The organism is Enterococcus sp. CSURQ0835 (genome assembly GCF_902706605.1).
Classification (GTDB): Bacteria; Bacillota; Bacilli; order Lactobacillales; family Enterococcaceae; genus Enterococcus_A.
Genome location: NZ_CACSLH010000005.1, coordinates 53,437 through 76,023, shown reverse-complemented (window position 1 = coordinate 76,023; position 22,587 = coordinate 53,437). Strand labels below are relative to the sequence as shown.

Genomic DNA, 22,587 nt, shown 5'->3' with positions numbered 1-22,587 from the left:
GATCCTCCTATTTCAATTTGTTCAAATACTCTTCTAAAGTCAGATTATGCTTAGTGATATATTGGGCATTCTTTTTACCGACATAACGAATGTGCCAAGGCTCATACGTGATCCCCGTAATGTCTTCGCAATTTTTAGGATAACGGATGATAAAACCGTACGTCGGAGCATTTTTGGCGATCCACTTCGCTCCCGGTTCATTCCCATAAGCCGCATCCAACACTTGGGTCGGGTAGTTATTGTACCAATTTTGATCCACCACATCGAGGGCCAGACCGGTATGATGCTCACTGTAACCGGGGACAGTGATCGTCTCTTTCGTTTTTTTCGTCGCAGCTTTTTCACTTAAACCATCGCTGGACATCAAGGCATAGACATTATTGTCAAAAACTTCTTGCTGTGAAGCGACCGAACGAAAGGCTGAGATCACGACTAAAGGAAAACCCGCTTTAGTTGCCGCAGCGGAGAAAGCTTCATAAGATTTAGCGATCCGCTGATCGACTTGGTGGCTCCCATCCGATAAAAGGGCGAGCTGATCGTCTTTTAATTCGGTCTGGATCTTATCTTTTGGTCCAACCAATGTGAGATCCCAATCAGTTGGTTTAGCACTTGGCAGATCAGATTTTTCGCTTTTTTTCTTCGCGGCTTTTTGTGTCTGATGAGAACTTTGGGTCGTTTGCTCAGTGGTCTGAGTCGTTGTTGCTTTTTGGTCGGCTCGACTAGCTCCTGGACTAAAAAAGAGCGAGTAACCTGTCAACCCAAACATGATGACAACGGACAATAAACCAATTATTTTCTTCAACTAAAAAATCCTTTCTCTATTCGGTGATCGAGGTATACGTCTCTGTGAGGTTCTCATTGACCCAATCCAACAGCGCCGTTTTTTTCTGGGTGCTTTCGATTTGCCGTTGCACACGAGCAGGTAAGCGGAAACTTAAAATATCGCTATAGCCCCACGTCTGGTAATCGATCGTCACGCGCAGATCGATATAATCTTGCTGTTCCTCGTCATTTTTGTTTTTGTAAGGGATCAGCTCAACTTCTGCCAGACCGCTCGCGATCCATTTTTGGGCCACAATCGTCTTCATCTCCCGATATTCTGCCACTGCAGTTTGACGCTTTTCAGGAAATAGAAATGTTTGGCGCAACACTTTTTGACTCAGCATCCATTCATAATCGGAAAATAGATTTTTGATTTTTTGATTGGCCTCAGGACTCAACGGATTATTGCCGGCCTTCCATTCTTCCCAATCACTTTTAGCAACACCTAAATACGTTTGGCAAAATTCTTCTTCGGTCTGAAACTGTTCTAAAATAGCATGTAAGATCAAATCTAAATATACTTGATTCACGAAAATCCCTCCACTCTTATTTTACTGATTTACTCAAGAAAAGACAGTTATTCTCGAAAATAAGAAAAACTTTTAATAAATCAACTGGTTCTATTATCACCAAAAAACAGGCTGCTCGTCAACTGTCGACTAGACATGGCTAGCTATATTTTCATTTTTTGGGTAAAATTAAACTAAACGTTTAAAGGAGGGAAAGCCGATGCAGATCGGACGTTTCAGGATCGGGATGCGAACTGGCAAGACGGCGCTTTCTGTTTTGATCTGCATTTTACTGTTTCACATCGCAGATCGCGGAACGCCATTGATCGCCGCGCTATCCGCTGTTTTTTCACTCCGACAAGACCTCAACACCAGTGTTTCATTCGGTCGCTCGCGAGTCTTAGGTAATTCGATCGGCGGCGGCTTTGCCATGCTTTATTTTTATGTTCAATCCGTCTTCCACAATTCATTTTATGTCGAACTGCTGTTACTGCCTGTGATGGTAGCCTTAGTCATCATCATTTCTGACGGGATCGGCAATAATACAGGGATCGTTTCAGCGATCGCCACGATGCTCATGATCTCGTTTAGTATTCCAGCTGGTGAGTCGAGCTGGTACGCATTGAATCGAGTTTTAGATACGTTTATTGGAACGATCGTTGCGATTTCTTTAAATGGCGCGATCACTCCTAAGACCGACGAAAAGGAACGCGAGATCAAAGAAGATTTGATCGAATTGAAAAAAAAAGAAGCCGACTTGGCCAAAATGCTTTACCAAGTCCGGCGTCAAATCAAGGACCAGTCAACAGATGACTGATCCTTTTTTGATTGCTTTTTATTAAAATTTACGGCTTTTACTCGCGCAGTTTAATCGTTTTCTTTCAATGCTTCGATCATGTTGATCTTTTTCAATTTAAAGTACATGATTACCCCTACGATCGCAGCAAAGAGCAACGTGATCAAACTAGCGTACAGATAGCTCTTTAAATGAATCTCTGGTGAGAACATCGTCAGATCGACTTCCACTGTATTCAAAACATAGCGGTGCTCTAATTTTCCTAAGAACAAGCCTAAAATGATCCCGATGAGTGTCAACAAAATATTTTCCCGATAAACATAGGCGACGACCTCGGAATCGTAAAAACCTAATACTTTGATCGTTGAAAGCTCGCGGATGCGTTCGGAGACATTGATATTAGTTAGATTATACAAGACGATGAACGCTAGTAATCCAGCAGCGATGATCAAGACCCAAATGATGACATTCAAACTTTTGATCGTATCAGCCAATGCATTTTTCGATTTTGATAAGAAACTGACATTGATGACATTGGGATTTTTCATCAGCTGGTCGGCCATCTGACCTTCTGCTTTAGAACTTGGCTGGCGGTCAAACAATAATAGATCGGCATTGTACCGCGGCTCCGAACCAAAAACGTCTTGATAATATGCCGCATTCATATACACAAAATGACCGACATAATTTTCAACGACCTCTTCGATCACCACTTGATGAACGAGTCCTTGCGCATCTTTCAATGGTAATTTATCGCCTCGCTTCAAATCGAACAACTCCGCTAGTTTTTCACTGACTGCCACCCCTTGACTACTCAAGCGATACTCTTGTCCGGTCTTGCGATCATTTAACAAGACGAAATCTTTAAAATTACGCGCATCTTCTGGCGCATAGACACTGACTTCTTGATCATTATGCCCCGGCTTTTCAACAGTAAAATTAAGTGCGGCAAGCGGCAAATGATCTTTAAATCCAGGTAATGTGCGTAGTTGTTTTTCGTACGCTGTCGCTTGTTTTTCACTCAATTCTTGTTTAAAGGTCGTCGTGGCTTGGTAATGCCAGATCTTATTGAACTGGATCGTCACGATATCACTGATAGAATCTCGCAAGCCAAAACCGGTGATCAGCATCGACATACAACCAGCGATCCCTAAAATCGTCATGAGCATTCGAGCTTTGTACCGGAATAAATTCCGCAAGGTCACTTTTTGCATAAAGGATAAGTGACGCCATAAAGGACCGATCCGTTCCAATAAAATTCGTTTGCCGGCTCGAGGCGCTTTGGTCCGCATCAACGCAGCAGGTGCCGATCGTAAATCAAACCGTAACACTAACAACGCCGCGCCAACTGAACAGATCAACGCCACCAAAACTGCGATGGCGACATAGACCCAATGCCAATCGGTCACAAAGTTCGGTAAATTGTACAACTGACCATACGCGTTGAAAATGATTCGCGGTAAGCCATACGTTCCGACTAATAACCCTAAGAGCGTTCCGATTCCGCCAGCTAAACTTGCATAGAGTAAATATTTTTGGGCGATCTCACCATTTTTATAGCCTAATGCTTTCAATGTCCCGATCTCGCCGCGCTTTTCTTCCACCATCCGCGCCATCGTCGTAAAGGTGATCAGTGCTGCGATCAAGAAAAAAATCACTGGAAAAACAGTTGCTAACGAAGACACTCGTTTCGCGTTGTCTTCATATTCGGTATAACCAGGATTTTCTTTTCGAGTCTGATAAATGTACCGCCCGGGCTTCAATTGTTTTAAAGCTGCTCGTTGTTGCGCGATCTTTGCTTTGATTCCAGCTGAATCGACTGGATTTTCGACTTTCGTCTGCTGTTCCAGATTTTTTTGGCCGTCATCATAGGCTTGCTGCGCTTGATCGATCTTTTCTTGAGCTGATTTCAACTGAGTTTGCGCATCTTGTTGGCTCTTGGTCAGGTCCGCTTTTGCAGTATCTAATTGCTGGGTGCCAGTAGTGATCGTTTGATTCAACTGGTCGATCTCTTGGTTCAATTGATCAATCTGACTTTGCGCATTATTCGCTGAATCCAATGATTTTTGCGTAGCTGCCACTTGTTGATTGATCGTTTGTTGCTGTTGTTGGAACTGCTGAACTTGTTGTTGCGCTTTCGTTACAAGTTCGGCTAGCTGTTGATTGAACGCTTGCGGATCATTTTGATCTAATTGACTGACTCCGTTTTTGAGTTCGTTTAAATTTTGATCATTCAACGGCGTCTGTAAATTCGCTAGCGCGCTATTGATTTGATTTTGATCCAACTGCTGACTATCTTTTGTACTATCAGCTAAAGTTTGCAAACCATCATGGACTTGTTGCGCATTTTTCAAATGATTCTCGATTGTCGTTTGCTGCTGTTGTTGCTGAGTCAAATGCGTTTGAGTTTGATTTTTATTCGTCAACTCATTTTGTTTTTGTGTTTTTGCTTGCTGCTTTTCTGTTACCTTTTGTTTTTGTTCATCCAGATAACGTTGCCGATCATCGACTTGTTTTTGAGCGGCATCATTTTTTTCTTGGTATTCCGCTTGTCCAGCGGCTAATTCACTTTTAGCTTGATCCAAACGTTTTTTAGCGTCATTTAACGCTTTGGTTCCTTCTTGCCGCGCTTTATCGAGTGCTTTTTGTTGCGCGGCCTCGGCTTGTTTCAACTTTTCTTCCGTATTTTTGATCCGTTTCTCACCCGCAGCTTTGATCGCAGCAACGCGTTTTTTCGGATCATTCGCCGTCTCTTTGACTAAAGCGTCTTGATCTGCTTTGACTCGCCGATCATACGTATTGGTATACGCCGTCACGTGAGTTAGATCGTGGTAGCTCACTAAGACTTCTGGAAAGATCGTCTGCGGAAAATTCGCTTGGTTGATCACCGCAAAATAATCGATTGAACCTTTCCCGACTTTTGTATTGCCACGGGATGTATTTTCAATGTAATGGGGACTGTTGACAAATCCCACGACTCGATATGAATGCTCTTTTAGATCATTGTCGTCTTGACTGCTGATCGTAAAGGTATCGCCGATCTGATAATAATTGCGCTCATAAGCTAACTGATCCAACGCGATCTCGGTCTTTTTTTGCGGCAAACGTCCACTGACGACTTCGTAACGATTCAAGACTTGTTTTGACTCATAGCCAAAAAAGCGGACGACTTGATTTTTCGCTGATAAATTAATGTCTTTATAGTAATTGGCTTGCGCTGTTTTGACCTTAGGATTGTCTTTGATCGAATCCAGATCACTCGTTGTCATCCCCATCGTGGACGTGACATTGCTATCAGCTAAATGCTTCGTTTTAAAATACTGATCAGCTGTCTCCAACATATCTGGACCGGTACTGCTGAGGCCGATAAAAAAAGCCACACCGAGAAAAATGATTCCTAAAATCGATAAAAAGCGCGTCTTTGATTGCCCGATCTCGCGCCAATTACTCTTGTGTAATGCTCGTTTTTTCATCTCACCCCTCCTACCACTGGATCTCTTCGACCGATTTTGGTGCAGGGTTCAACGTCTGCTTACGCACGCGTGCATCGTTGATCTGGATCACGCGATCAGCCATTGGTGCGATCGCAAAATTATGCGTGATGATCACCACAGTCGTTCCATTTTCTTTTGCGGCAGCTTGTAAGATCGCTAAAATTTGTTTACCGGTCTCGTAATCCAAAGCGCCTGTTGGTTCATCGCACAATAATAATTTTGGTTTTTTCGCTAGCGCACGAGCGATCGTTACCCGTTGCTGCTCGCCACCTGACAATTGACTGGGAAAATTATCCATCCGTTCCCCCAGTCCGACAGAACGTAAGATCTCTTCTGGGTCCAGTGCATCAGGGACGATCTGAGAAGCCAATTCAACATTTTCTTTCGCCGTCAAGTTAGGAACTAAATTATAAAACTGAAAGACGAACCCTACATCATCCCGTCGATAAGTCGTCAGCTCCTTATGTTTGAATTGTGCGATGTCTGTACCGTCCACGATCACTTGGCCGTCATCACACGTATCCATTCCACCTAAAATATTTAAAACGGTCGACTTACCTGCACCGCTAGGACCCAAAATCACCGCAACTTCGCCTTTTTCAACGGTAAAATTTATTTTTTCATTCGCATGGATTGTCGTCTCGCCCATTTTGTAATATTTACTTTCATCGATTACTTCAATATACGCCATTGCCATCCTCCCTTTTTCTTTCCCTACCTTAATAGTTTATCATAATTTGACTAATTATCGCACAGTCTTCCCTACTAAAAAATTCCACTTCTTGCTTACGAGAACAAAAAAGAAAAAGGAGTAAGACATTTAGTATGTCCTGCTCCTAATTTGTTATCTGATTCCGATCAAGGTTTGTCTTCCGTACGCGTTAAACGCAACTCCTTCATCTTTCCAACCTAATTTGAGCAACTGATCTCGTTCACTCATAGCGAGCGTAAAATGATGGGTACCGGTGACAGCATTCGGATTATACAAACGATAAACAGCCTGACCATCTTCTCCTGCCGTGTTAAAGGCCAAATCATCAGACAGCCAGCCATGCTGTACTAAGTAGCTGACCTCATTGTCATCCACTGTGTAATGGTGATCTCCTGCAACTGGATTATAAACTCTTTTAACCGTTGCGAGCGCATCACTTCGATTAGCTGCTACATGAAACGCGACACCTTCAGCTTTCCAACCGATCTCTGATAACGTGATCGATTCTGGCAGACTCGGGGTAAATAAATGTTCACCAGAATTCGGATTATAAAGCCTATAAATCGGCGCATCTTGAATCAAGTGATCCGCTTTGAGTTTGCCTTCCCCTTGATTTATTTCAGAATTAGCTGAGGTCGCAGCCGCCTGAGCCTGCAGTACACCGCCAAAAGAAATGATTCCAACGAACAAGTTGAAAAATAAGAGCATAAAACCAAACTGCTTTTTCATTTTAAATCCTCCTTGTGCTAACAACTGTTACAAGAACTAGTTTACTCCTTTAACCAGCTAAAGCGAACCTCTTTTCGCACTATCTTTTGTTACGCTTCAAACCAAAAAAGATCACATAGCTTTCGCCACATGATCTTAGTGTTCCGCTTTTAAAACGTGTCTGATCGTTCGAACTAATTTTCAATTCCTTGAATTAAGCGTGGTAGCGTTCGACCCCATCCAAATAAGTTGCAGTCAGTTCCATCGTTGGTTCTAACACGATAAAATCAGCCGCACGTCCTTTTTTGATCATCCCGCATTTATCATCGATCTTACAGCTGACTGCTGGTACATACGTTGCCATCATGACAGCTTCTTCTGGTGTTGCGATATCCCAATCCACAACATTTTTGATCGCTTCTTTTAATTTCAAAATACTTCCCGCTAAATTTCCTGATTCAAGCCGAGCGGTTCCATCTTTTACTACGACTGGAAATTCACCTAGATTATAGTTTCCATCCGGCATCCCGCCAGCCATCATACAATCGGTGATCAAGGCCACTCGATCACGGCCAATCTTATCCATCAAGATCTCTGCCGCTTGAGGATGAACGTGATGACCATCACAGATCAATTCAGAAAAAGTATGTTTCAACGTCAGCAATGCTCCAACCATTCCTGGTTCGCGATGATTCAAACCGCGCATCCCATTATAGGCATGGACGAATACACTTCCGCCAGCTTCTACTGCTGCTTGCGCTTCTTGTAACGTCGCATTGGAGTGACCTAATGAAACGACCACGCCTTCAGCAGTCACCGCTTTGACAAACTCTGCCACACCTTTTCGTTCTGGTGCTAATGCGATTTTTTTGATCAATCCGCCAGAAGCAGTCTGCCATTCATGAAATGTCGCTAGATCAGGATCGCCAAAATAACTTGGATTTTGTGCACCTTTATGTTCTTCGGTGAAAAAAGGTCCTTCAAAGTAAATGCCTTGGATCTTCGCTCCGTCAACTTCTTGATAAACTTGACCGATCGTTTCGGCGACATCTTTTAACCGTTCTTTAGAAGACGTCAATGTGGTCGGTAAAAAGCTCGTCACCCCACACGACAACAAGCCTTCAGACATTTTTTTGATCCCGTCTGCGTCATTGTCCATCACATCATGATTTTTAAAGCCGTGGATGTGGGTATCCACTAAACCAGGTGCGATCCACTTGCCTGTTTGATCGATCACCTGCGCGTCTTTTTCTGGCAACTCAGCATAATAATCACCAAACACACCATCCGTGATCTCTAAATAGCCAGCTGCTTTCGTGTCAGAATTTAAAAAGAATTTATCCGCGTAAATAAAAGTTTTCATCTTAGGCTCTCCCTTTTTAACTTGATTACTTTAAAAGTACTCTTCTTTTACGAAGAAGTCAAGAATGGTGTAGACCATTATTTAAGTTTCAGCCGGTTTTTGTAATTTTTGCTGCAGCACGTTCAATTCATTGACTTGATAATACGTTTGCACCCGCTGGCTAAAAGATAAACCGCACGCGATGACTTGGGCCGCTTCGGTCAAACGTCCAGCTTTGACTAAAAAATTGCCGTAATTGACAAACAACAACATCAACTCGATCCGTTCACTACACTCCGCTTGTGTTTGAAATAAAAAATACGCTTGTTGAAAGAATTTTTCCGCTAGAGCTGGCTCGGCTAACTGGACGCACATTTTCCCCGCCCACATCAATAATAAGATCTGACTATCGCTGACGGCCAGCGATTTTTGTTCGGCCGTTAACGCCAGTGCAGTCTGGGTGATCGCCAAAGCTTTTTGCGGATCTTTCTGGCAATAAAAAGCACACACCGCTTGAAAAAACGCCAGCTTTTTCCGTTCACTGACTAAATACACGCAAGGGATCAATTGATTCAGTTGTTCTTCTAATTGAATAAACTGTTGCTGCCGTAAATAAAAAAACAACCGGCAAAATTGACGTTCATTTCGACCCGCACTTCTTTCTGAAAGTAGTTGATCGACTTTGATTCCCAAACGTTGACACAGCTGTTGGGTCACGATGATATTCGGGATCTCTTCATCATTTTCAATTCGACTCAAAACACTTTGAGAACAAATCTCCCGAGATAATTCTTTTTGTGTCAAGCCTTGTTTTTTACGCAGGATTTTCAGCAGCTGGCCGATGGATTCCATTTTTTCCCCTCCAAATATGCGAACTCACATTTAGTTTACTGGATAGGCTCACAATAAGCAATATGCGCTGGAAGTTTCCACCTTTTACATTTTCCGATGCTTAGTATATGATAGGAAAGGAAAGAAATTTAAGGAGGGATTCCATGGAGACCCAAGAAGGACTCTTAGTTAAAACGGTCCTGTTACAAGAACGACCCATGATGCTATCCTTTATGCTATTAGAAAATGGCAAGACGATGACGGAATGTATCATCAAAGACCGCTACCTTTCAAAATATATCTTTCGCTTGCCTAATAAGAAATATTTTCTCCAAGTCAGCGGCAAACGAAATAAGCGCAACCAATTAGTCGTCAAGCATATTATGATCGAAAATATCGATGAATATATCAAGATCATTGGGACACCAGAATAAAAAATCATCAGGAACACTTTTACCTTATTATGTTTCGTAAATATAAAAAACCGTCTAAGCTTCACGATTAGACGGTTTTTAACATGCTCTTATTCTCATTATCTATTCTGCGCTTTCCTCTATACTTACGCCAATCAACTCCATAAACGCCTTTGTAGTATATTGCTTGGCATCAGGTTGTGGAACTAAGTAATTTGGACGAGTGTCTGTATAGATTTCCATCTCCACATGAAAATCATCTAAATCGTGAAATGCACCAGCAGAAAAACTAATTTCACCAGTCTCCTTGAATCGATAACACAAACTCGAACCACATTCGGAACAAAAACCACGTTCTGTCCATTCAGAAGAATCATAGAATTTCAAAAACTCTTTTCCCCCGATGATCACCTCATCTTTTGGTGCTCCCGATAAAGAAATCATGGGCCCACCGAAAAAACGCTGGCACATTGTGCAGTGACACATCCCAACAGTCTTTTTTTCTGGCTCTGGCATTTCTATCGTGATTTTCCCACAAAGACAACTACCTTGAAGTGTCATTTGTTTCACTCTCCTTTTTATATCAACTACTTTTACATCGGTTTTAGATTTTTTTCCAAGCGTGCACTTAGCCAAGCTAAACGCTTTTGTTGACCAGCGGGTGTTTTTGCATCGAAGTACGCCCGAGTATAAGTTTTTTGGATAGATGGCGGCATTTTTACAAAATTTTCATAGGCTAAAGGATTAGCTTGTAACAGTTGGGCGACTGTTGCAATTTGCTTAGGAGAAATCGCTGAAGGTTTGGTAGCTTTTTGCCACTGACCATTTTCTTTGGCTAATGCTACTTGCTTGATTCCATCCTCGTGCATTTTATTTTCGCTGATCAACTTTTCAGCTAGTTGCTTATTCTTTAATGACCACTTACTATTTGGTCGACGAGCCGCAAAGTATTTACAATAAGATTTCTCATCGATTTTCTTCATCTGACCATCGATCCAACCATGACACAACGCTTCTTCTAACGCCTCATTAGCCGAAAGAGTTTCAGGTCCTCCGGCTTTGCCGAACACAAGCCAGACTCCACCACTTTCACCTCCATTTTCTTCTAACCAAGCACGAAAACCTTCACGAGTTGAAAAAGTCAGTTTCTTTTCCATTTCATAAGCCACCTCCAGACTTGTCACATTTATTATACCATTCCATTAACTAGCATTTTCTTCACAACCCGTTGCTTTCATACTTCTATTTTACAGGATTCTTTACAAAGTAAAAAGTGTGAGGAAGACTTGTACATCAATCTTTCTCACGCCAAATATTTTATAATCCTTCAATGTTCAAAAGAGACGTTAGACCTGAAAAGCCAGATCTAACGTCTCTTTTTGACTACTTACATTTGAATGCGGACGATGGGAGTCGAACCCACACGAGCTTGCGCTCACAAGACCCTCAATCTTGCTTGTCTACCAGTTCCAACACATCCGCGCGACCTTTTTTAGAATAGCGATTTTTCGGTCACTTGTCAACCACTAAACGATCGTCGTGTCATAAACATAGGTGATGTCACCGTTGAGACTCGCGATGCCGCGAAAGAATTTTTTGTCTTCTTGTTTTAACCACGCTTCTCGAAATAAGAAAAATTGTTCCCGACTGACTTCGATTTTTTCGATCGTTCCGTCACGTAGTTGTTTTATTTGCTCTTCAAAGGGATTCATCTGCATACTCCTTTTTACTGTTGTTAAAAATAGTAGGAAGAAAATCCTTCCTACTTATCTTTAAAGTATTTACTTTCCGCCAACGTATTTTCTTCCATGATCCCACTTAATGAACGTTCCAAACGCTGGGTGCTATGATTTTTTTTCGGTTTCGGCACTTCTTCTGCGGTGGTGAACAACAAATAAGAAGTCGGCGTTTTGTGTAAGCCTGCCAAGATCTCATTGGCTGAGACCTGCTCAACTTTTTCTGGGATCAGCGACTTTGGAACTCGGGTCGGCGCAAAAGGGGTGCCACTGCGCGTTGGGCGAGTCGATTTTGCAAAGTCGACCACTGAACGCTTAGTTACTGGACGAGCTACTTTTGAAGTGTGACTTGCCTGAGCAGTTGGCCGGTGTTCTGCCTGCCGATGGTCTAAACGTTCCGCTTGCCGAGTCACGCCTTCTGTTCGAATCGAGCGACGGCCAGTAGTGGGTTGACTTTTTTTACGATCCAAGACTTGACGCGCTTCTTTAGTAAACGAATGCTCCGTCAAAAAATCATCCCGACCGCCAAATAGATCACGTTTGGGTTGATTCAAATTCAACTTAACACCTTTTGCATCATCATAGGCGGGAAAATGGGCTTTTGAAAAATCTTTTTTAATCATACGATCATCCTTATCTCTTTTTCCTTCCTAGTGTAGCACAAATTGATTAAAAAAAGTTTGGCGAATCAGTGATTGAAACGACTTTTAAACAAAAAAACAGCGTGGCAAAAAGTAGTTGCTCCTCACTTGAAGCGAGCTACTCTTGCCCCTGCTTTGTTATGGTGTAACGACCGCACTGACAAAAATCTCTTCTGCCGGTTGGACGACTTTTCCTTCGATCGTACGGTGCAACACATTGTAATCTCCAGTGTATTTTCGCGGACTGATTAGCTCGTCTACAATGATCTTTTGCGGAGTGTCACTCACATTGATCAAATAAATCGTATACGCGTCCTCTAAGTAGCGAATGATCCCAAAGATCTCATTGTGTTCTGAATAAAATGGGAAAAAGGCGCCACTTTTCATCGCGTCATATTTTTTCCGCCGCTCGATCCATTTTTGACAGCTGGTAAACAACGTTTCATCAATCGCGTGCCACGGGAAAAATTTTCGATTCTCAGGATCCCGACCACCAGTCACACCGGCTTCATCGCCATAATAAATACAAGGAATTCCCGGCATCATAAACAATAGCCCCCACGCTTTCGTCAGCTTTTCCACTGATCCACCCAGCATCGTCAAAATCCGCTCCGTATCGTGGGTCCCGATATTATTCAACTGGTTATAATAAAAATCAGATGGATAATTTTCTTGATAACGGACCATTTCATGACAGATCGCTCGGAAACTTCGACCTTGATTCAAAATATCTAAGATCTGGTTTCGCAGCGGATAATTCATCACCCCTTGCAGATGATCCCCAAAAACATACTGCCGCCGTTTATCATAGGCGACTTTATTCGAAGCATCTTCCCACACTTCTCCAATCAAAACCATATTGGGATAGCCGGAAAGATTTTTCCGAATGCCGGCAATAAATTCATCGGTCAATTCATCCGCAACATCTAGCCGCCAACCATCAATTCCTAAATCGTTCCACTTCGCTAACACACTATCGACATCGCCATAAATAAATTCTTGAAAGGTCGGGTCGCTCTTATCGACTTCGGGTAAATCGGCGATGCCCCACCATGATTTATATTCTTTTGGATAGTCAGTGAATTTGAACCAAGAGCGATAGCGACTGTCAGGATTCCAATAAGCCCCGACATCTTTTCCATAATCCCCCGCCAAATTGAAATAGCGACTATTTTTCCCGACATGGGAGAACACGCCATCTAAAATCACTGAGATCCCTGCGTGATGCAGCTTTTGTAAAAGATCAATAAAATCGGCTTCCGTTCCTAGCATGGGATCGATCTTAAAGTAATCATTCGTATCATATCGGTGATTGCTAGTCGCTTCAAAAATCGGATTCAAATAAAGCGCTGAGATCCCCAGTTCTTTCAAGTAAGAGATTTTTTCGGCGATCCCTTTTAAATTACCGCCAAAAAAATCCCAGCGAATGACATTGTCTGCTTTGTCGCGAATATAAAGCGGATCATCAGTTAACGTTCCATAAAGAAATGAATTTTTCTTAGGCGCATTCACCTTTTGATCTGGATTGCCATTCCAAAACCGATCGGGAAAGATCTGATAAAAAACGGCTTCCCGATACCAAGCTGGTGTGACTTCGGCTTTTTCATAACACGTCAACTGATAAGAGGCGACCTCTGATTCATGGTTATAAATCTTGCCTTCGCCGCCTTGGTCTTGACTGCCATAAAAACGGGTGAACTGCACACCGTTCGAGCCTTCTTGGACGATTTTGAAATAATAAAAATACAACCCACTCCCTTGATCAACAGTATAAGAACAATGATACAAGTCTTCTTGAAAGTCTGTCATCGGGTAACTAGCCAGTCCCAGCTGACCATCTTCTTTTCGGATCATCAACTGGACACTTGCGATATCTTTGACTGGCACCGACAACCAAAAATCAACTTTTTTTCCGATTTTAACGGCGCCGAAAGGTTTTTTGTAACGCTCGAGCCACGGATTATAATAAATACGTTCCATGTTGTGCCCCCCGTTCAGTCACGTGAGCAAAGACGGGTTCGATCTGCCAAATATCATCCGCATATTTTTTCACGGTATAATCGGCTGAAAAACGACCAGCATTAGCAGTGTTGATCAGACTGATCTTTTTCCAACGTTGACGATCTTTGTACGCTGTATCGATCGCATGTTGGGCGATGCAATACGCTTTGAAATCCCGTAAGACGAAAAATTCATCATTGTATTTCAACAACGAATCATAGATCTCTTGGCCTTCACTGTAAATGTTCGGGATCGAACCATCGACAAATGCATCCACGACTTTTTTCAATACAGGGTCGCTGTTGTAGACATCACTTGCCACATAATTTTGCTCATCATAATAGCGATAAACTTCTTCTTCAGTCAAACCAAAGATCGCGATATTGTCATCTCCTACCGCATCACGAATCTCGATATTCGCACCATCCAACGTCGCGATCGTTACGGCACCGTTTAACATCAATTTCATGTTTGAAGTCCCCGAAGCTTCTTTTGAGGCTAATGAGATCTGTTCACTGACATCAGCTGCTGGGATGATGATCTCAGCTAGGCTGACATTGTAATTTTCTAAAAAGACGATCTTCAATTTATCGTTGATCGCTGGATCGCGGTTAATCATGTTAGCCGTTTCATTGATGACTTTGATCACAGATTTGGCATAGTGATAGCTTGGCGCAGCTTTAGCTCCAAAAATGAAAACCCGCGGATGGATATCAAGGGCTGGATTTTCTTTTAGATCAAAATATAGCTTCAAGATGTGCATCAAATTCAGTAATTGGCGTTTGTAAGCGTGGAGCCGCTTGATTTGCACATCAAAGATTGCAGCAGGCGAAACCACTACGCCAGTTGTTGCTTCAATGTATTCAGCTAAGCGGACTTTATTTTGATGTTTGGCATCAGCTAAGCCATCTAATACTTGTTGGTCTGTTTGATAATTCATCAACCAGCGCATATCTTCTGGATTTTTATGCCAAGACGTTCCGATTGCTTGATCGACGACTTTGGTCATTTGTCGGTTTGCCAGTTGGCCCCAGCGCCGTTCTGCGATCCCATTTGTTTTATTATTGAAGCGGTCGGGATACAAGATATAAAAATCATGCAAGACAACAGCTTTCAACAAATCAGAATGCAGTTTTGCCACCCCATTAGTCGAATGCGAGCCAATGATGGAAAGGTTGGCCATATGAACTTGATCGCCTTGGATGATACGTGTCCGTTCAATCAAATCAAAAGGATGCACGCCAGTCATTTCTTGTACGAAACGCCGATCAATCTCTTCAATGATTTGTAAGATCCGCGGACAAACATCTTTTAACATCCAAGTTGGCCATTTTTCCAACGCTTCAGCCATGATCGTATGGTTCGTGTAACTCATGACTTTCACCGTCACGTCCCACGCTTTTTCCCAAGGCATTTTTTCTTCATCAACTAAGATCCGCATGAATTCAGCCACACACATTGCCGGATGCGTATCATTGATGTGAATGCCAACGAATTGATTGATCTTTTCAAACGGTTCATTTAATTTCTGGTAGTGACGAATGATACTTTGAATCCCTGCTGACACGAAGAAATATTCTTGTGATAAACGTAATTTCCGCCCAGCTTCATTGGAATCATCTGGATATAAGACCGAAGTCAGATTTTCGATTTTGCGTCGATCGTCGATATTTCGGTACTTGTCCTCTTCTTCTGCTGGGATCTCCGCACTCCACAGACGCATCGTGTTGACGGTATCATTTTCATAACCGACCATTCCCGTGTCATAAGGGACAGCCCGCACGATGTCGCCGCCTTCATAAACCGGTTCCAATTCTCCCGTCTCATCTTCTTTTAAATAAACATTCCCACCAAACCGAATGTTGACAGCTTTACTTTCTTTTCGAACTTCCCAGAGGTTGCCTTTGTTCAACCATTCATCTGGTAATTCTACTTGATAACCGTCGATAAAACGTTGTTTGAACAACCCATATTCATACCGGATTCCATTTCCGTTACCTGGTAAAGCCGTTGATGCGATCGAATCCATAAAGCAAGAAGCCAGTCGACCTAAGCCACCATTTCCTAGTGCCATATCTGGTTCCATCTTAACGAGTTCTTCCAGTTTGATCCCGAGTTCAGCTAAGCCTTCTTCAACCGTATCTAACCAGCCCATGTTCAATAAATTACTTTTCAACATCCGCCCGGGTAAAAATTCGATCGAAAAATAATAGACTTGTTTTTGTTTTTGGTTGCGGTAATCTTGCCACGTTTGTTGCCATTTTTCCGCATAAGCCGCGGTCATGATCGAACCAAGTGTCTGGTACAATTCATTGGCAGACGCATCCTTGACCTCCATCGCATATTTTTCGGCTAAGCGGCGCGTAAATCGCTGCTTAAACTCCTCTTTTGTAATCGTCATTTCTCTTCCCAACCCTTCATTTTCTTTATTGACCGTAACGCAATCATAAAATCCATTTATTTCATGATTGCGTTGCGGAATAATTTAAAACAGACCAAAATCCTACGCTTGGATTTTGGTCCGTTCGTTTAGCTTAATTGTTGATAAAGCTCTAAGTACCGGGTACTTGAAACATCCCAACTAAAATCTTTTGCCATTGCGGTTTTCATTAACTTTTGCCAAACAGCTTGGTGATTTTGATACAAGTGGATCGCTTGTTCCAAAGCTTGCATCAAATAATAAGACTGGTAATTATTAAAGCCAAAGCCAGTTCCTTCGTGGGTCACAGGATTAAAAGGTACGACGGTATCTTTCAAGCCGCCGATCTCATGAACGATGGGCAATGTCCCATAACGCATCGAGATCATCTGAGATAACCCACAAGGCTCAAACGCAGAAGGCATCAAGAACATATCCGCCCCAGCATAAACGCGTTGGGCTAGTTTCACATCAAAAGTGATATTGATGCTGGTCTTTTCCGGATATTTTCCGCCAAAGTAACGGAACCCATTTTCAAAGTCATGGTCACCGGTCCCGATCAACACGACTTGCACGTCAGCTTGCAATAGATTTTCAAGTTCAGCTAAAACTAGATGGAACCCTTTTTGATAAGTCAAGCGGCTGATGATTCCGATCATTGGAACATCTGCGCGAATCTCCAACCCCAGCTCTTTTTGCAAACGCGTTTTGTTTTCGATTTTTTTCTTCAAATGCTTCGCGTCAAACTTCTCATAAATCATTGGATCATTGGCTGGATCATACATCTCATAATCGATCCCGTTTAAGATCCCGCTCAATTTACCGCTTTCCATTCGTAAAATCACATCAAGTCCCGAACCAAATGCCGGCGTTTTGATCTCTTCGGCATAAGATGGACTGACCGTCGTCACCCGATCGGCGTATAAGATCCCCGCCTTCATCCAGTTGACGCAATCGTTGAACTTGATCGTCCCGTCTTCATACCGCTCAGATCCCATACCAAACAGATCCCATAAGATCTCTTCGCCAAACTGACCTTGAAATTCGATATTGTGGATCGTCAGCACCGTACGGATCTTTCCAAAGACATTGATCCAGTTATATTTTTCTTTCAAAAGAAACGGAATCATCGCCGTGTGGTAATCATTGACATGGATCACATCAGGAATGAAGTCGACTTTTTCCAGCATCTCAATGATCGCCATTTGGAAAAAAGCAAACCGTTCGCCATCGTCATAATCACCGTAAAGGTTGGGGCGATTGAAATAATACATATTGTCGATAAAGTAATAGTCAATGCCGTTTAGTTTCAAATATTTGATCCCGCAATATTCTTTGCGCCATCCGACATACACATCAAAGTGTAAAAGATCGACACATTGATCGCGATATTGTTGCGCCATCTTACTAAAATATGGTAAAACGACGCGGATCTCAGCACCTTTAGCGTTTAATGCTTTGGGGAGGGCGCCTGCCACATCCCCTAAGCCTCCTGTTTTAAAAAAAGGTGCACATTCCGCTGCTGCGAACAAGACCTTCATTAAGCTTCGCCTCCGTAGACATCACTGATCACGTGACTGTCTTTTTTGATCACGACTGGTTTTTCTTTTGAACCGATGATCTTCACACCAGGTTCGACGACGACATTTTTGTCTAAGATGGCATATTTAATGATCGCATTTTCTTTGATCTTAGCATTTGGCATCACGACAGCGCCTGTTACCTCAGCGCCTTTTTCAATCAAAGCACTCCGAGAAAATAGCGAATCGCTGACTTTGCCTTCAACGATACAACCAGTTGCAAATTGTGAATTTTTCACTTCAGAAGTCGGCGCGTAATACGTCGGCATCTCATTTTTTAATTTTGTATAGATCTTTTGATTGGAATAAAGCAATGACGTGAATTTTTTCGAATCCAACATCGCCATATTGGCATCATAGTATGATTTGATATCAAAAATATTGCTTAAAAAGCCAGTGTATTCATAAGCTCCCGTTTTCGAATAGCTCATCGCTTGATCAAAGAAATCTTGGATCGCAACCGGCGTCCCTTTGGCCTGGCCCTCTGTCAACGCATCGATCAACCACTGTGTTTTAGCCACATAGATATTCATCGAAAGATTTTCTAAGTCGCGCTCACTTGGCACCTCTTCAATCGTATGAGTACCCGTCACGACACTGTTTTCCGCTAGATCAAGGATCGTATCCCGTGGACAGATCTCAGCTTTTGGCATTTTTTTGTACACGACGGTAATATCTGAATCGTGTTGTTGATGGATCTTCAAGACCGCTTTTAAATCGATACTACAGATCATTTTGTTACCCATGAAGACCGTGTATTCCGATTTTGATTTTTGTAAATAATCGATCGCCGCTTCATAATACGGCTTACCTTCTGCTTTTTTCTTCAAGAAGTCTTGGAAAAAATGCACGAAGTAACGGCTCTTGATACTATCTAGATGCCATTCCCGGCCGCCGCCGATATGGTCAAAGACAGATTGAGTCAATCCTTGGTTGAAAACCATATAGATCGATTTGATATTTGCATTGACAGCGTTTGATAAATTGAAATCAATGATCCGATACTTACAATCAAACGGTAAAGTGGCTAGTGGCCGTTTTTCTGTCAACGGTAATAAATCTTGGTATTCATGTACATTGCCTAAAATGGCACACATTTCATTAGCTCTCATCTACAGTCACTCCAATCACTTCAGAATAGCCGACTACCGCGATTTCTTTTTCGCCGTCGATCACAGCGTTGTCGCCGATGATCGCATTTTCACCCACGATCGCTCGATTGATCACCGCATTGCGGCCGATCGTCGCGCCTGGCATGATGAAGCTATCTTTGACTTTGGCGCCTTCTTTGACTTGCACATCATTTGATAAAATCGTATGTTCCACGCTTCCAGCAACATAACAGCCGTCAACGACCAATGATTCTTTCACGTTAGCTGTCTCGGTTAAAAAGTGCGGTGGTGAAACTGTATTTTTCGCTGAGATCCGCCATGCTTTATCGCGAATATCTAAGCTATGACTTGGATCGATAAATTCCATGTTGGCTTCCCATAATGAATCGATCGTACCCACGTCTTTCCAATACCCATTGAAACGATAAGCAAAAACATTTTCGCCACTTTCAAGGTAAGCTGGGATCACGTGTTTCCCGAAATCCAACATTTGATCATCTTTTTGATAACTATTGAGTAACACACTGCGTAAACGTCCCCAGTTAAAGATGTAGATCCCCATAGAAGCCAAATTACTTTTCGGCTGTTCTGGCTTTTCTTCAAACTCGATGATCCGATCATTTTCATCTGTATTCATGATCCCAAACCGAGAAGCTTCCTCCATCGGCACTTCGATTACGGCAACTGTCAATGAAGCGTTGTTTTTCTTGTGATCTTCTAACATCGCTTCATAATCCATTTTATAAATATGGTCCCCAGATAAGATCAAAACATACTGCGGATCCATCTGATCGATATACTCTAAGTTTTGATAAATCGCATGAGCAGTTCCTTCAAACCACTTGCTGCCGTCATTACTAGAATAAGGCTGTAAAATCGTCACGCCCGAATTTAACCCGTCAAACCCCCAACTGGAGCCATTGCCGATATGATTGTTCAAAGCGAGTGGCTGATACTGTGTCACGACCCCAACATTATTGATGCCTGAATTGATACAATTGCTTAGTGTAAAATCGATAATTCGGTATCTTCCGCCGAAAGGAACAGCCGGTTTTGCGATCGTTTGGGTCAATTTCCCTAGTCGCGAACCTTTCCCTCCAGCCAGAATCATAGCTAATACTTCAGTTTTCATCTTTGTATTGATGAAGGCAATCCTTCATCAACCTCCTCTCCTTATTGGCTCTTGTTATTACCAATTAATGCTTTTTTCTAGTGTTGATTTTTTCTGGCCGTAAAATAATCGCACCCAATGCCGGAATCGTCGTTTTCACTAGTTGCTGGTAATTTCCAAAAGCGATTTCTTCTGTCTGGCAGTCCTCATTATGCTTCGTCCAAGTCCCACCAAATTCTTCCATCTCAGTATTCCAGATCTCCTGATAAGTTCCAGGATAGGGAACACCGATATGAAACTCTCGTCGCTCGACAGGCGCCATGTTCAAGACTACGATCAAGAAATCTTTCTTGCGTTTGCCTTTGCGCATAAATGATAAAACACTTTCTGTCGTGTTATCCGCGTCGATGATCTCGATCGTATCGTAAGAATCTTCCAATTCCCACAGTGACGGTTGCTCCTTATAAAACTGATTCAACGTCGCTGTGAAGTGCTGCATCGAATGGTTCAAATGATCTGACAGGTCACCCCACTCTAAGCCCTCATCAAATTTCCATTCCAGAAATTGTCCCCATTCGCTTCCCATAAATAATAATTTCTTGCCAGGATGCGTCATGAAATACGTGTAGAGATTCCGCAGTTGAGCGAATTGTTTATACCGATCACCCCACATTTTGTGCATCAAACTCTTCTTTCCATGAACAACTTCGTCATGTGACAGTGGCAAGATAAAGTTTTCTTGCATCATGTACATGAATGAAAAAGTGATTAAATTAAAATTATCTTTACGATAAATCGGATCCATTTCATAAAAACGTAACGTATCGTTCATCCAGCCCATGTTCCACTTATAATCAAATCCTAAAGCACCAGATTCGATCATGCCTGTGATTTTGGTTTCAGACGAACTTTCTTCAGCGATCATCAGCACATTCGGATGCGCTAATTTAATGACCGCGTTTAATTTTTGTAAGAAGTAATAGCCTTCAAAATTCCGGTTGCCACCTTCGTGATTTGGCGTCCACGGACCATCATCATAATCACGATAGATCATGCTAGAGACCGCATCGACCCGAATACCGTCAATGTGGTACATCTCCAACCAAAACATCGCACTTGAGATCAAGAAGCTTTGAACTTGTGGTTTCCCTAAATCAAAGTTGATCGAACCCCAACGAACATTTTTTGCCCGATCTGGATCTTGATATTCAAAGGTCGGGGTCCCATCATAGTAAGGCAGTGTATCGTCATTGATACAAAAATGCCCCGGTACCCAATCGACGATGACCGCGATATTATTCAAATGGCAAGCTTCCACGAAATTTTGAAATTCTTCAGGTGTCCCATAATACGAGCTCAAAGCAAAATAACCGATCAATTGATAGCCCCATGAACGCCCGAGTGGATGTTCCATCAAAGGCATAAACTCCACGTGGGTGTAGCCCATCTCAACTAAGTAAGGAACTAATTCTTCCGTCAGTTCTGCAAAGCTATAAGGCGTCCCATCTTCATGTTGCCTCCAAGAGCTAGCATGGACTTCGTAAATATTCATTGGACGTTTGAAATGGTTCACCCGTTTGCTCCGTCCACGCCACAATCCGTCTTTCCATTTCTTAGCTGGAACGGGATAAATCTCCGCCGCATCGTTCGGTCGCTTTTCAAAACGCACCGCAAACGGATCGATTTTCATGATCTCACGGCCGTCTGCTTGGCGGACTTTGAATTTGTACAACTGACCAGCTTGCGCAGTCTCCGTATAAATTTCCCAGATGCCCGTCTCATGATCTTTTTCCATTGGCAAAGTATCTTGCCAAGCATTGAAATCACCGACTAAAAAAACGGCTTGCGCATTCGGTGCCCAAACGCGAAATGTGTAACCTTCTTTTTCTTGATGCACCCCCAAGAGATGTTGGGCATAAAAATTTTCACCCGTTAGAAAATTTTGTTTTGCTTCAGCGATTTGATTTTGCGTATTCGTGTTTTCTTTCATGGTAACCCACCTTTTCCCAACAAACAGACTTATTTTCTTGAATTTTATGAACTCTAAATTAGTATTTACTAATTGTTAAGTTCTTCACCTATATTATAATAACATAAATTTATGGTTGAAAACTACCACTCAATTGATTTTATTGATTTTTTTTGCTAGTTCCATCACTGTTTTTTTATGATAAGACCATGAAGAAAATTTTGCTTCTGGAATCGAGACCATTCATCACTTTCCAAAATATATTTTTTATTTTTCGGTGGTGATAAAATAAATCTCCTATTTCTAGTGATAATTTTCGTTATTTAAATTTTTTAAGATTTTATTTTTTCCGTTGTTCTGCCAGCAAGTTGATTGCCTTTTGACCAAAAAC

Annotated in this window: 19 protein-coding genes and 1 tRNA gene; 2 read left to right on the top strand and 18 right to left on the bottom strand. The window is 42.3% G+C overall.

Translation table 11 applies throughout. The features are described 5' to 3' along the window. Positions 1–7: 7 nt before the first annotated feature. Both GVJ38_RS03620 and GVJ38_RS03615 read right to left on the bottom strand, forming a co-directional pair. Positions 8–802 carry a M15 family metallopeptidase gene (locus GVJ38_RS03620; protein WP_235032800.1) on the bottom strand — a complete coding sequence of 265 codons (795 nt, stop codon included), beginning with the start codon at positions 800–802 and terminating at the stop codon, positions 8–10. A 16-nt stretch (positions 803–818) separates the two neighbouring features. Continuing rightward, the gene (locus tag GVJ38_RS03615) at positions 819–1,352 is read right to left on the bottom strand and encodes a hypothetical protein (protein ID WP_159721811.1); all 534 of its coding nucleotides are present in this window, start codon (positions 1,350–1,352) and stop codon (positions 819–821) included. 199 nt (positions 1,353–1,551) lie between these two features. Here GVJ38_RS03615 and GVJ38_RS03610 point away from each other — a divergent pair, with 199 nt between their 5' ends. Further along, positions 1,552–2,148, top strand: a complete 597-nt coding sequence (locus GVJ38_RS03610) for an FUSC family protein (RefSeq protein ID WP_159721810.1) — start codon at positions 1,552–1,554, stop codon at positions 2,146–2,148. A 50-nt stretch (positions 2,149–2,198) separates the two neighbouring features. On the opposite strand, the gene GVJ38_RS03605 is transcribed toward GVJ38_RS03610, so the two are convergent. From GVJ38_RS03605 to GVJ38_RS03585, 5 genes are all read right to left on the bottom strand, one after another. After that, a complete protein-coding gene (locus GVJ38_RS03605; RefSeq protein ID WP_159721809.1) occupies positions 2,199–5,600 on the bottom strand; it encodes an ABC transporter permease in 3,402 nt (1,133 codons plus the stop codon). A 10-nt stretch (positions 5,601–5,610) separates the two neighbouring features. After that, positions 5,611–6,312, bottom strand: a complete 702-nt coding sequence (locus tag GVJ38_RS03600; RefSeq protein WP_159721808.1) for an ABC transporter ATP-binding protein — start codon at positions 6,310–6,312, stop codon at positions 5,611–5,613. Between the two features lie 153 nt (positions 6,313–6,465). After that, positions 6,466–7,062 (bottom strand): hypothetical protein, encoded by a 597-nt coding sequence (locus tag GVJ38_RS03595; protein WP_159721807.1) that lies wholly within the window; start codon positions 7,060–7,062, stop codon positions 6,466–6,468. 193 nt (positions 7,063–7,255) lie between these two features. Beyond that, on the bottom strand, positions 7,256–8,404 hold the full coding sequence (gene nagA / locus GVJ38_RS03590) for an N-acetylglucosamine-6-phosphate deacetylase (protein WP_159721806.1): 1,149 nt from the start codon (positions 8,402–8,404) through the stop codon (positions 7,256–7,258). Positions 8,405–8,485: 81 nt separating this feature from the next. Beyond that, positions 8,486–9,235: a helix-turn-helix domain-containing protein gene (locus GVJ38_RS03585; protein ID WP_159721805.1), complete on the bottom strand. Its 750-nt coding sequence runs from the start codon at positions 9,233–9,235 to the stop codon at positions 8,486–8,488. 143 nt (positions 9,236–9,378) lie between these two features. Between GVJ38_RS03585 and GVJ38_RS03580 the strand changes: the two genes are divergently transcribed. Next, a complete protein-coding gene (locus GVJ38_RS03580; RefSeq protein WP_159721804.1) occupies positions 9,379–9,648 on the top strand; it encodes a hypothetical protein in 270 nt (89 codons plus the stop codon). A gap of 102 nt (positions 9,649–9,750) precedes the next feature. Here GVJ38_RS03580 and GVJ38_RS03575 read toward each other — a convergent pair whose 3' ends face one another. From GVJ38_RS03575 to glgB, 11 genes are all read right to left on the bottom strand, one after another. After that, positions 9,751–10,188 carry a GFA family protein gene (locus GVJ38_RS03575; RefSeq protein ID WP_159721803.1) on the bottom strand — a complete coding sequence of 146 codons (438 nt, stop codon included), beginning with the start codon at positions 10,186–10,188 and terminating at the stop codon, positions 9,751–9,753. 32 nt (positions 10,189–10,220) lie between these two features. Beyond that, positions 10,221–10,784 carry a YdeI/OmpD-associated family protein gene (locus tag GVJ38_RS03570; RefSeq protein WP_159721802.1) on the bottom strand — a complete coding sequence of 188 codons (564 nt, stop codon included), beginning with the start codon at positions 10,782–10,784 and terminating at the stop codon, positions 10,221–10,223. Between the two features lie 241 nt (positions 10,785–11,025). Beyond that, positions 11,026–11,109 (bottom strand) — tRNA-Leu (locus tag GVJ38_RS03565). A 44-nt stretch (positions 11,110–11,153) separates the two neighbouring features. Then, the gene (locus GVJ38_RS03560) at positions 11,154–11,339 is read right to left on the bottom strand and encodes a hypothetical protein (RefSeq protein ID WP_159721801.1); all 186 of its coding nucleotides are present in this window, start codon (positions 11,337–11,339) and stop codon (positions 11,154–11,156) included. Between the two features lie 50 nt (positions 11,340–11,389). Next, positions 11,390–11,986 carry a hypothetical protein gene (locus GVJ38_RS03555; RefSeq protein ID WP_159721800.1) on the bottom strand — a complete coding sequence of 199 codons (597 nt, stop codon included), beginning with the start codon at positions 11,984–11,986 and terminating at the stop codon, positions 11,390–11,392. Between the two features lie 156 nt (positions 11,987–12,142). Then, positions 12,143–13,984, bottom strand: a complete 1,842-nt coding sequence (locus GVJ38_RS03550; protein ID WP_159721799.1) for a glycoside hydrolase family 13 protein — start codon at positions 13,982–13,984, stop codon at positions 12,143–12,145. Further along, complete coding sequence (locus GVJ38_RS03545; RefSeq protein WP_442896006.1) at positions 13,965–16,400, bottom strand: glycogen/starch/alpha-glucan phosphorylase; 2,436 nt, start codon at positions 16,398–16,400, stop codon at positions 13,965–13,967. Before GVJ38_RS03545 ends, GVJ38_RS03550 begins: the two co-directional genes overlap by 20 nt. Before the next feature lie 134 nt (positions 16,401–16,534). After that, a complete protein-coding gene (gene glgA, locus GVJ38_RS03540; RefSeq protein WP_159721797.1) occupies positions 16,535–17,965 on the bottom strand; it encodes a glycogen synthase GlgA in 1,431 nt (476 codons plus the stop codon). Next, the gene (gene glgD, locus GVJ38_RS03535) at positions 17,965–19,116 is read right to left on the bottom strand and encodes a glucose-1-phosphate adenylyltransferase subunit GlgD (protein ID WP_159721796.1); all 1,152 of its coding nucleotides are present in this window, start codon (positions 19,114–19,116) and stop codon (positions 17,965–17,967) included. Before glgD ends, glgA begins: the two co-directional genes overlap by 1 nt. Continuing rightward, positions 19,106–20,248: a glucose-1-phosphate adenylyltransferase gene (locus GVJ38_RS03530; protein ID WP_159721795.1), complete on the bottom strand. Its 1,143-nt coding sequence runs from the start codon at positions 20,246–20,248 to the stop codon at positions 19,106–19,108. Before GVJ38_RS03530 ends, glgD begins: the two co-directional genes overlap by 11 nt. 64 nt (positions 20,249–20,312) lie before the next feature. After that, positions 20,313–22,217: a 1,4-alpha-glucan branching protein GlgB gene (glgB, locus tag GVJ38_RS03525; RefSeq protein WP_159721794.1), complete on the bottom strand. Its 1,905-nt coding sequence runs from the start codon at positions 22,215–22,217 to the stop codon at positions 20,313–20,315. Positions 22,218–22,587: the final 370 nt, after the last annotated feature.

What these genes read in the sequence shown, in the direction of transcription:
- GVJ38_RS03530 (WP_159721795.1), bottom strand. Translation starts at nt 20,248, where the DNA reads ATGAAAACTGAAGTATTAGCTATGATTCTGGCTGGAGGGAAAGGTTCG.
- GVJ38_RS03580 (WP_159721804.1), top strand. Translation starts at nt 9,379, where the DNA reads ATGGAGACCCAAGAAGGACTCTTAGTTAAAACGGTCCTGTTACAAGAA.
- glgA (WP_159721797.1), bottom strand. Translation starts at nt 17,965, where the DNA reads ATGAAGGTCTTGTTCGCAGCAGCGGAATGTGCACCTTTTTTTAAAACA.
- GVJ38_RS03605 (WP_159721809.1), bottom strand. Translation starts at nt 5,600, where the DNA reads ATGAAAAAACGAGCATTACACAAGAGTAATTGGCGCGAGATCGGGCAA.
- GVJ38_RS03575 (WP_159721803.1), bottom strand. Translation starts at nt 10,188, where the DNA reads ATGACACTTCAAGGTAGTTGTCTTTGTGGGAAAATCACGATAGAAATG.
- GVJ38_RS03550 (WP_159721799.1), bottom strand. Translation starts at nt 13,984, where the DNA reads ATGGAACGTATTTATTATAATCCGTGGCTCGAGCGTTACAAAAAACCT.
- GVJ38_RS03585 (WP_159721805.1), bottom strand. Translation starts at nt 9,235, where the DNA reads ATGGAATCCATCGGCCAGCTGCTGAAAATCCTGCGTAAAAAACAAGGC.
- GVJ38_RS03600 (WP_159721808.1), bottom strand. Translation starts at nt 6,312, where the DNA reads ATGGCGTATATTGAAGTAATCGATGAAAGTAAATATTACAAAATGGGC.
- glgD (WP_159721796.1), bottom strand. Translation starts at nt 19,116, where the DNA reads ATGAGAGCTAATGAAATGTGTGCCATTTTAGGCAATGTACATGAATAC.
- GVJ38_RS03570 (WP_159721802.1), bottom strand. Translation starts at nt 10,784, where the DNA reads ATGGAAAAGAAACTGACTTTTTCAACTCGTGAAGGTTTTCGTGCTTGG.
- GVJ38_RS03595 (WP_159721807.1), bottom strand. Translation starts at nt 7,062, where the DNA reads ATGAAAAAGCAGTTTGGTTTTATGCTCTTATTTTTCAACTTGTTCGTT.
- nagA (WP_159721806.1), bottom strand. Translation starts at nt 8,404, where the DNA reads ATGAAAACTTTTATTTACGCGGATAAATTCTTTTTAAATTCTGACACG.
- GVJ38_RS03560 (WP_159721801.1), bottom strand. Translation starts at nt 11,339, where the DNA reads ATGAATCCCTTTGAAGAGCAAATAAAACAACTACGTGACGGAACGATC.
- GVJ38_RS03610 (WP_159721810.1), top strand. Translation starts at nt 1,552, where the DNA reads ATGCAGATCGGACGTTTCAGGATCGGGATGCGAACTGGCAAGACGGCG.
- GVJ38_RS03555 (WP_159721800.1), bottom strand. Translation starts at nt 11,986, where the DNA reads ATGATTAAAAAAGATTTTTCAAAAGCCCATTTTCCCGCCTATGATGAT.
- glgB (WP_159721794.1), bottom strand. Translation starts at nt 22,217, where the DNA reads ATGAAAGAAAACACGAATACGCAAAATCAAATCGCTGAAGCAAAACAA.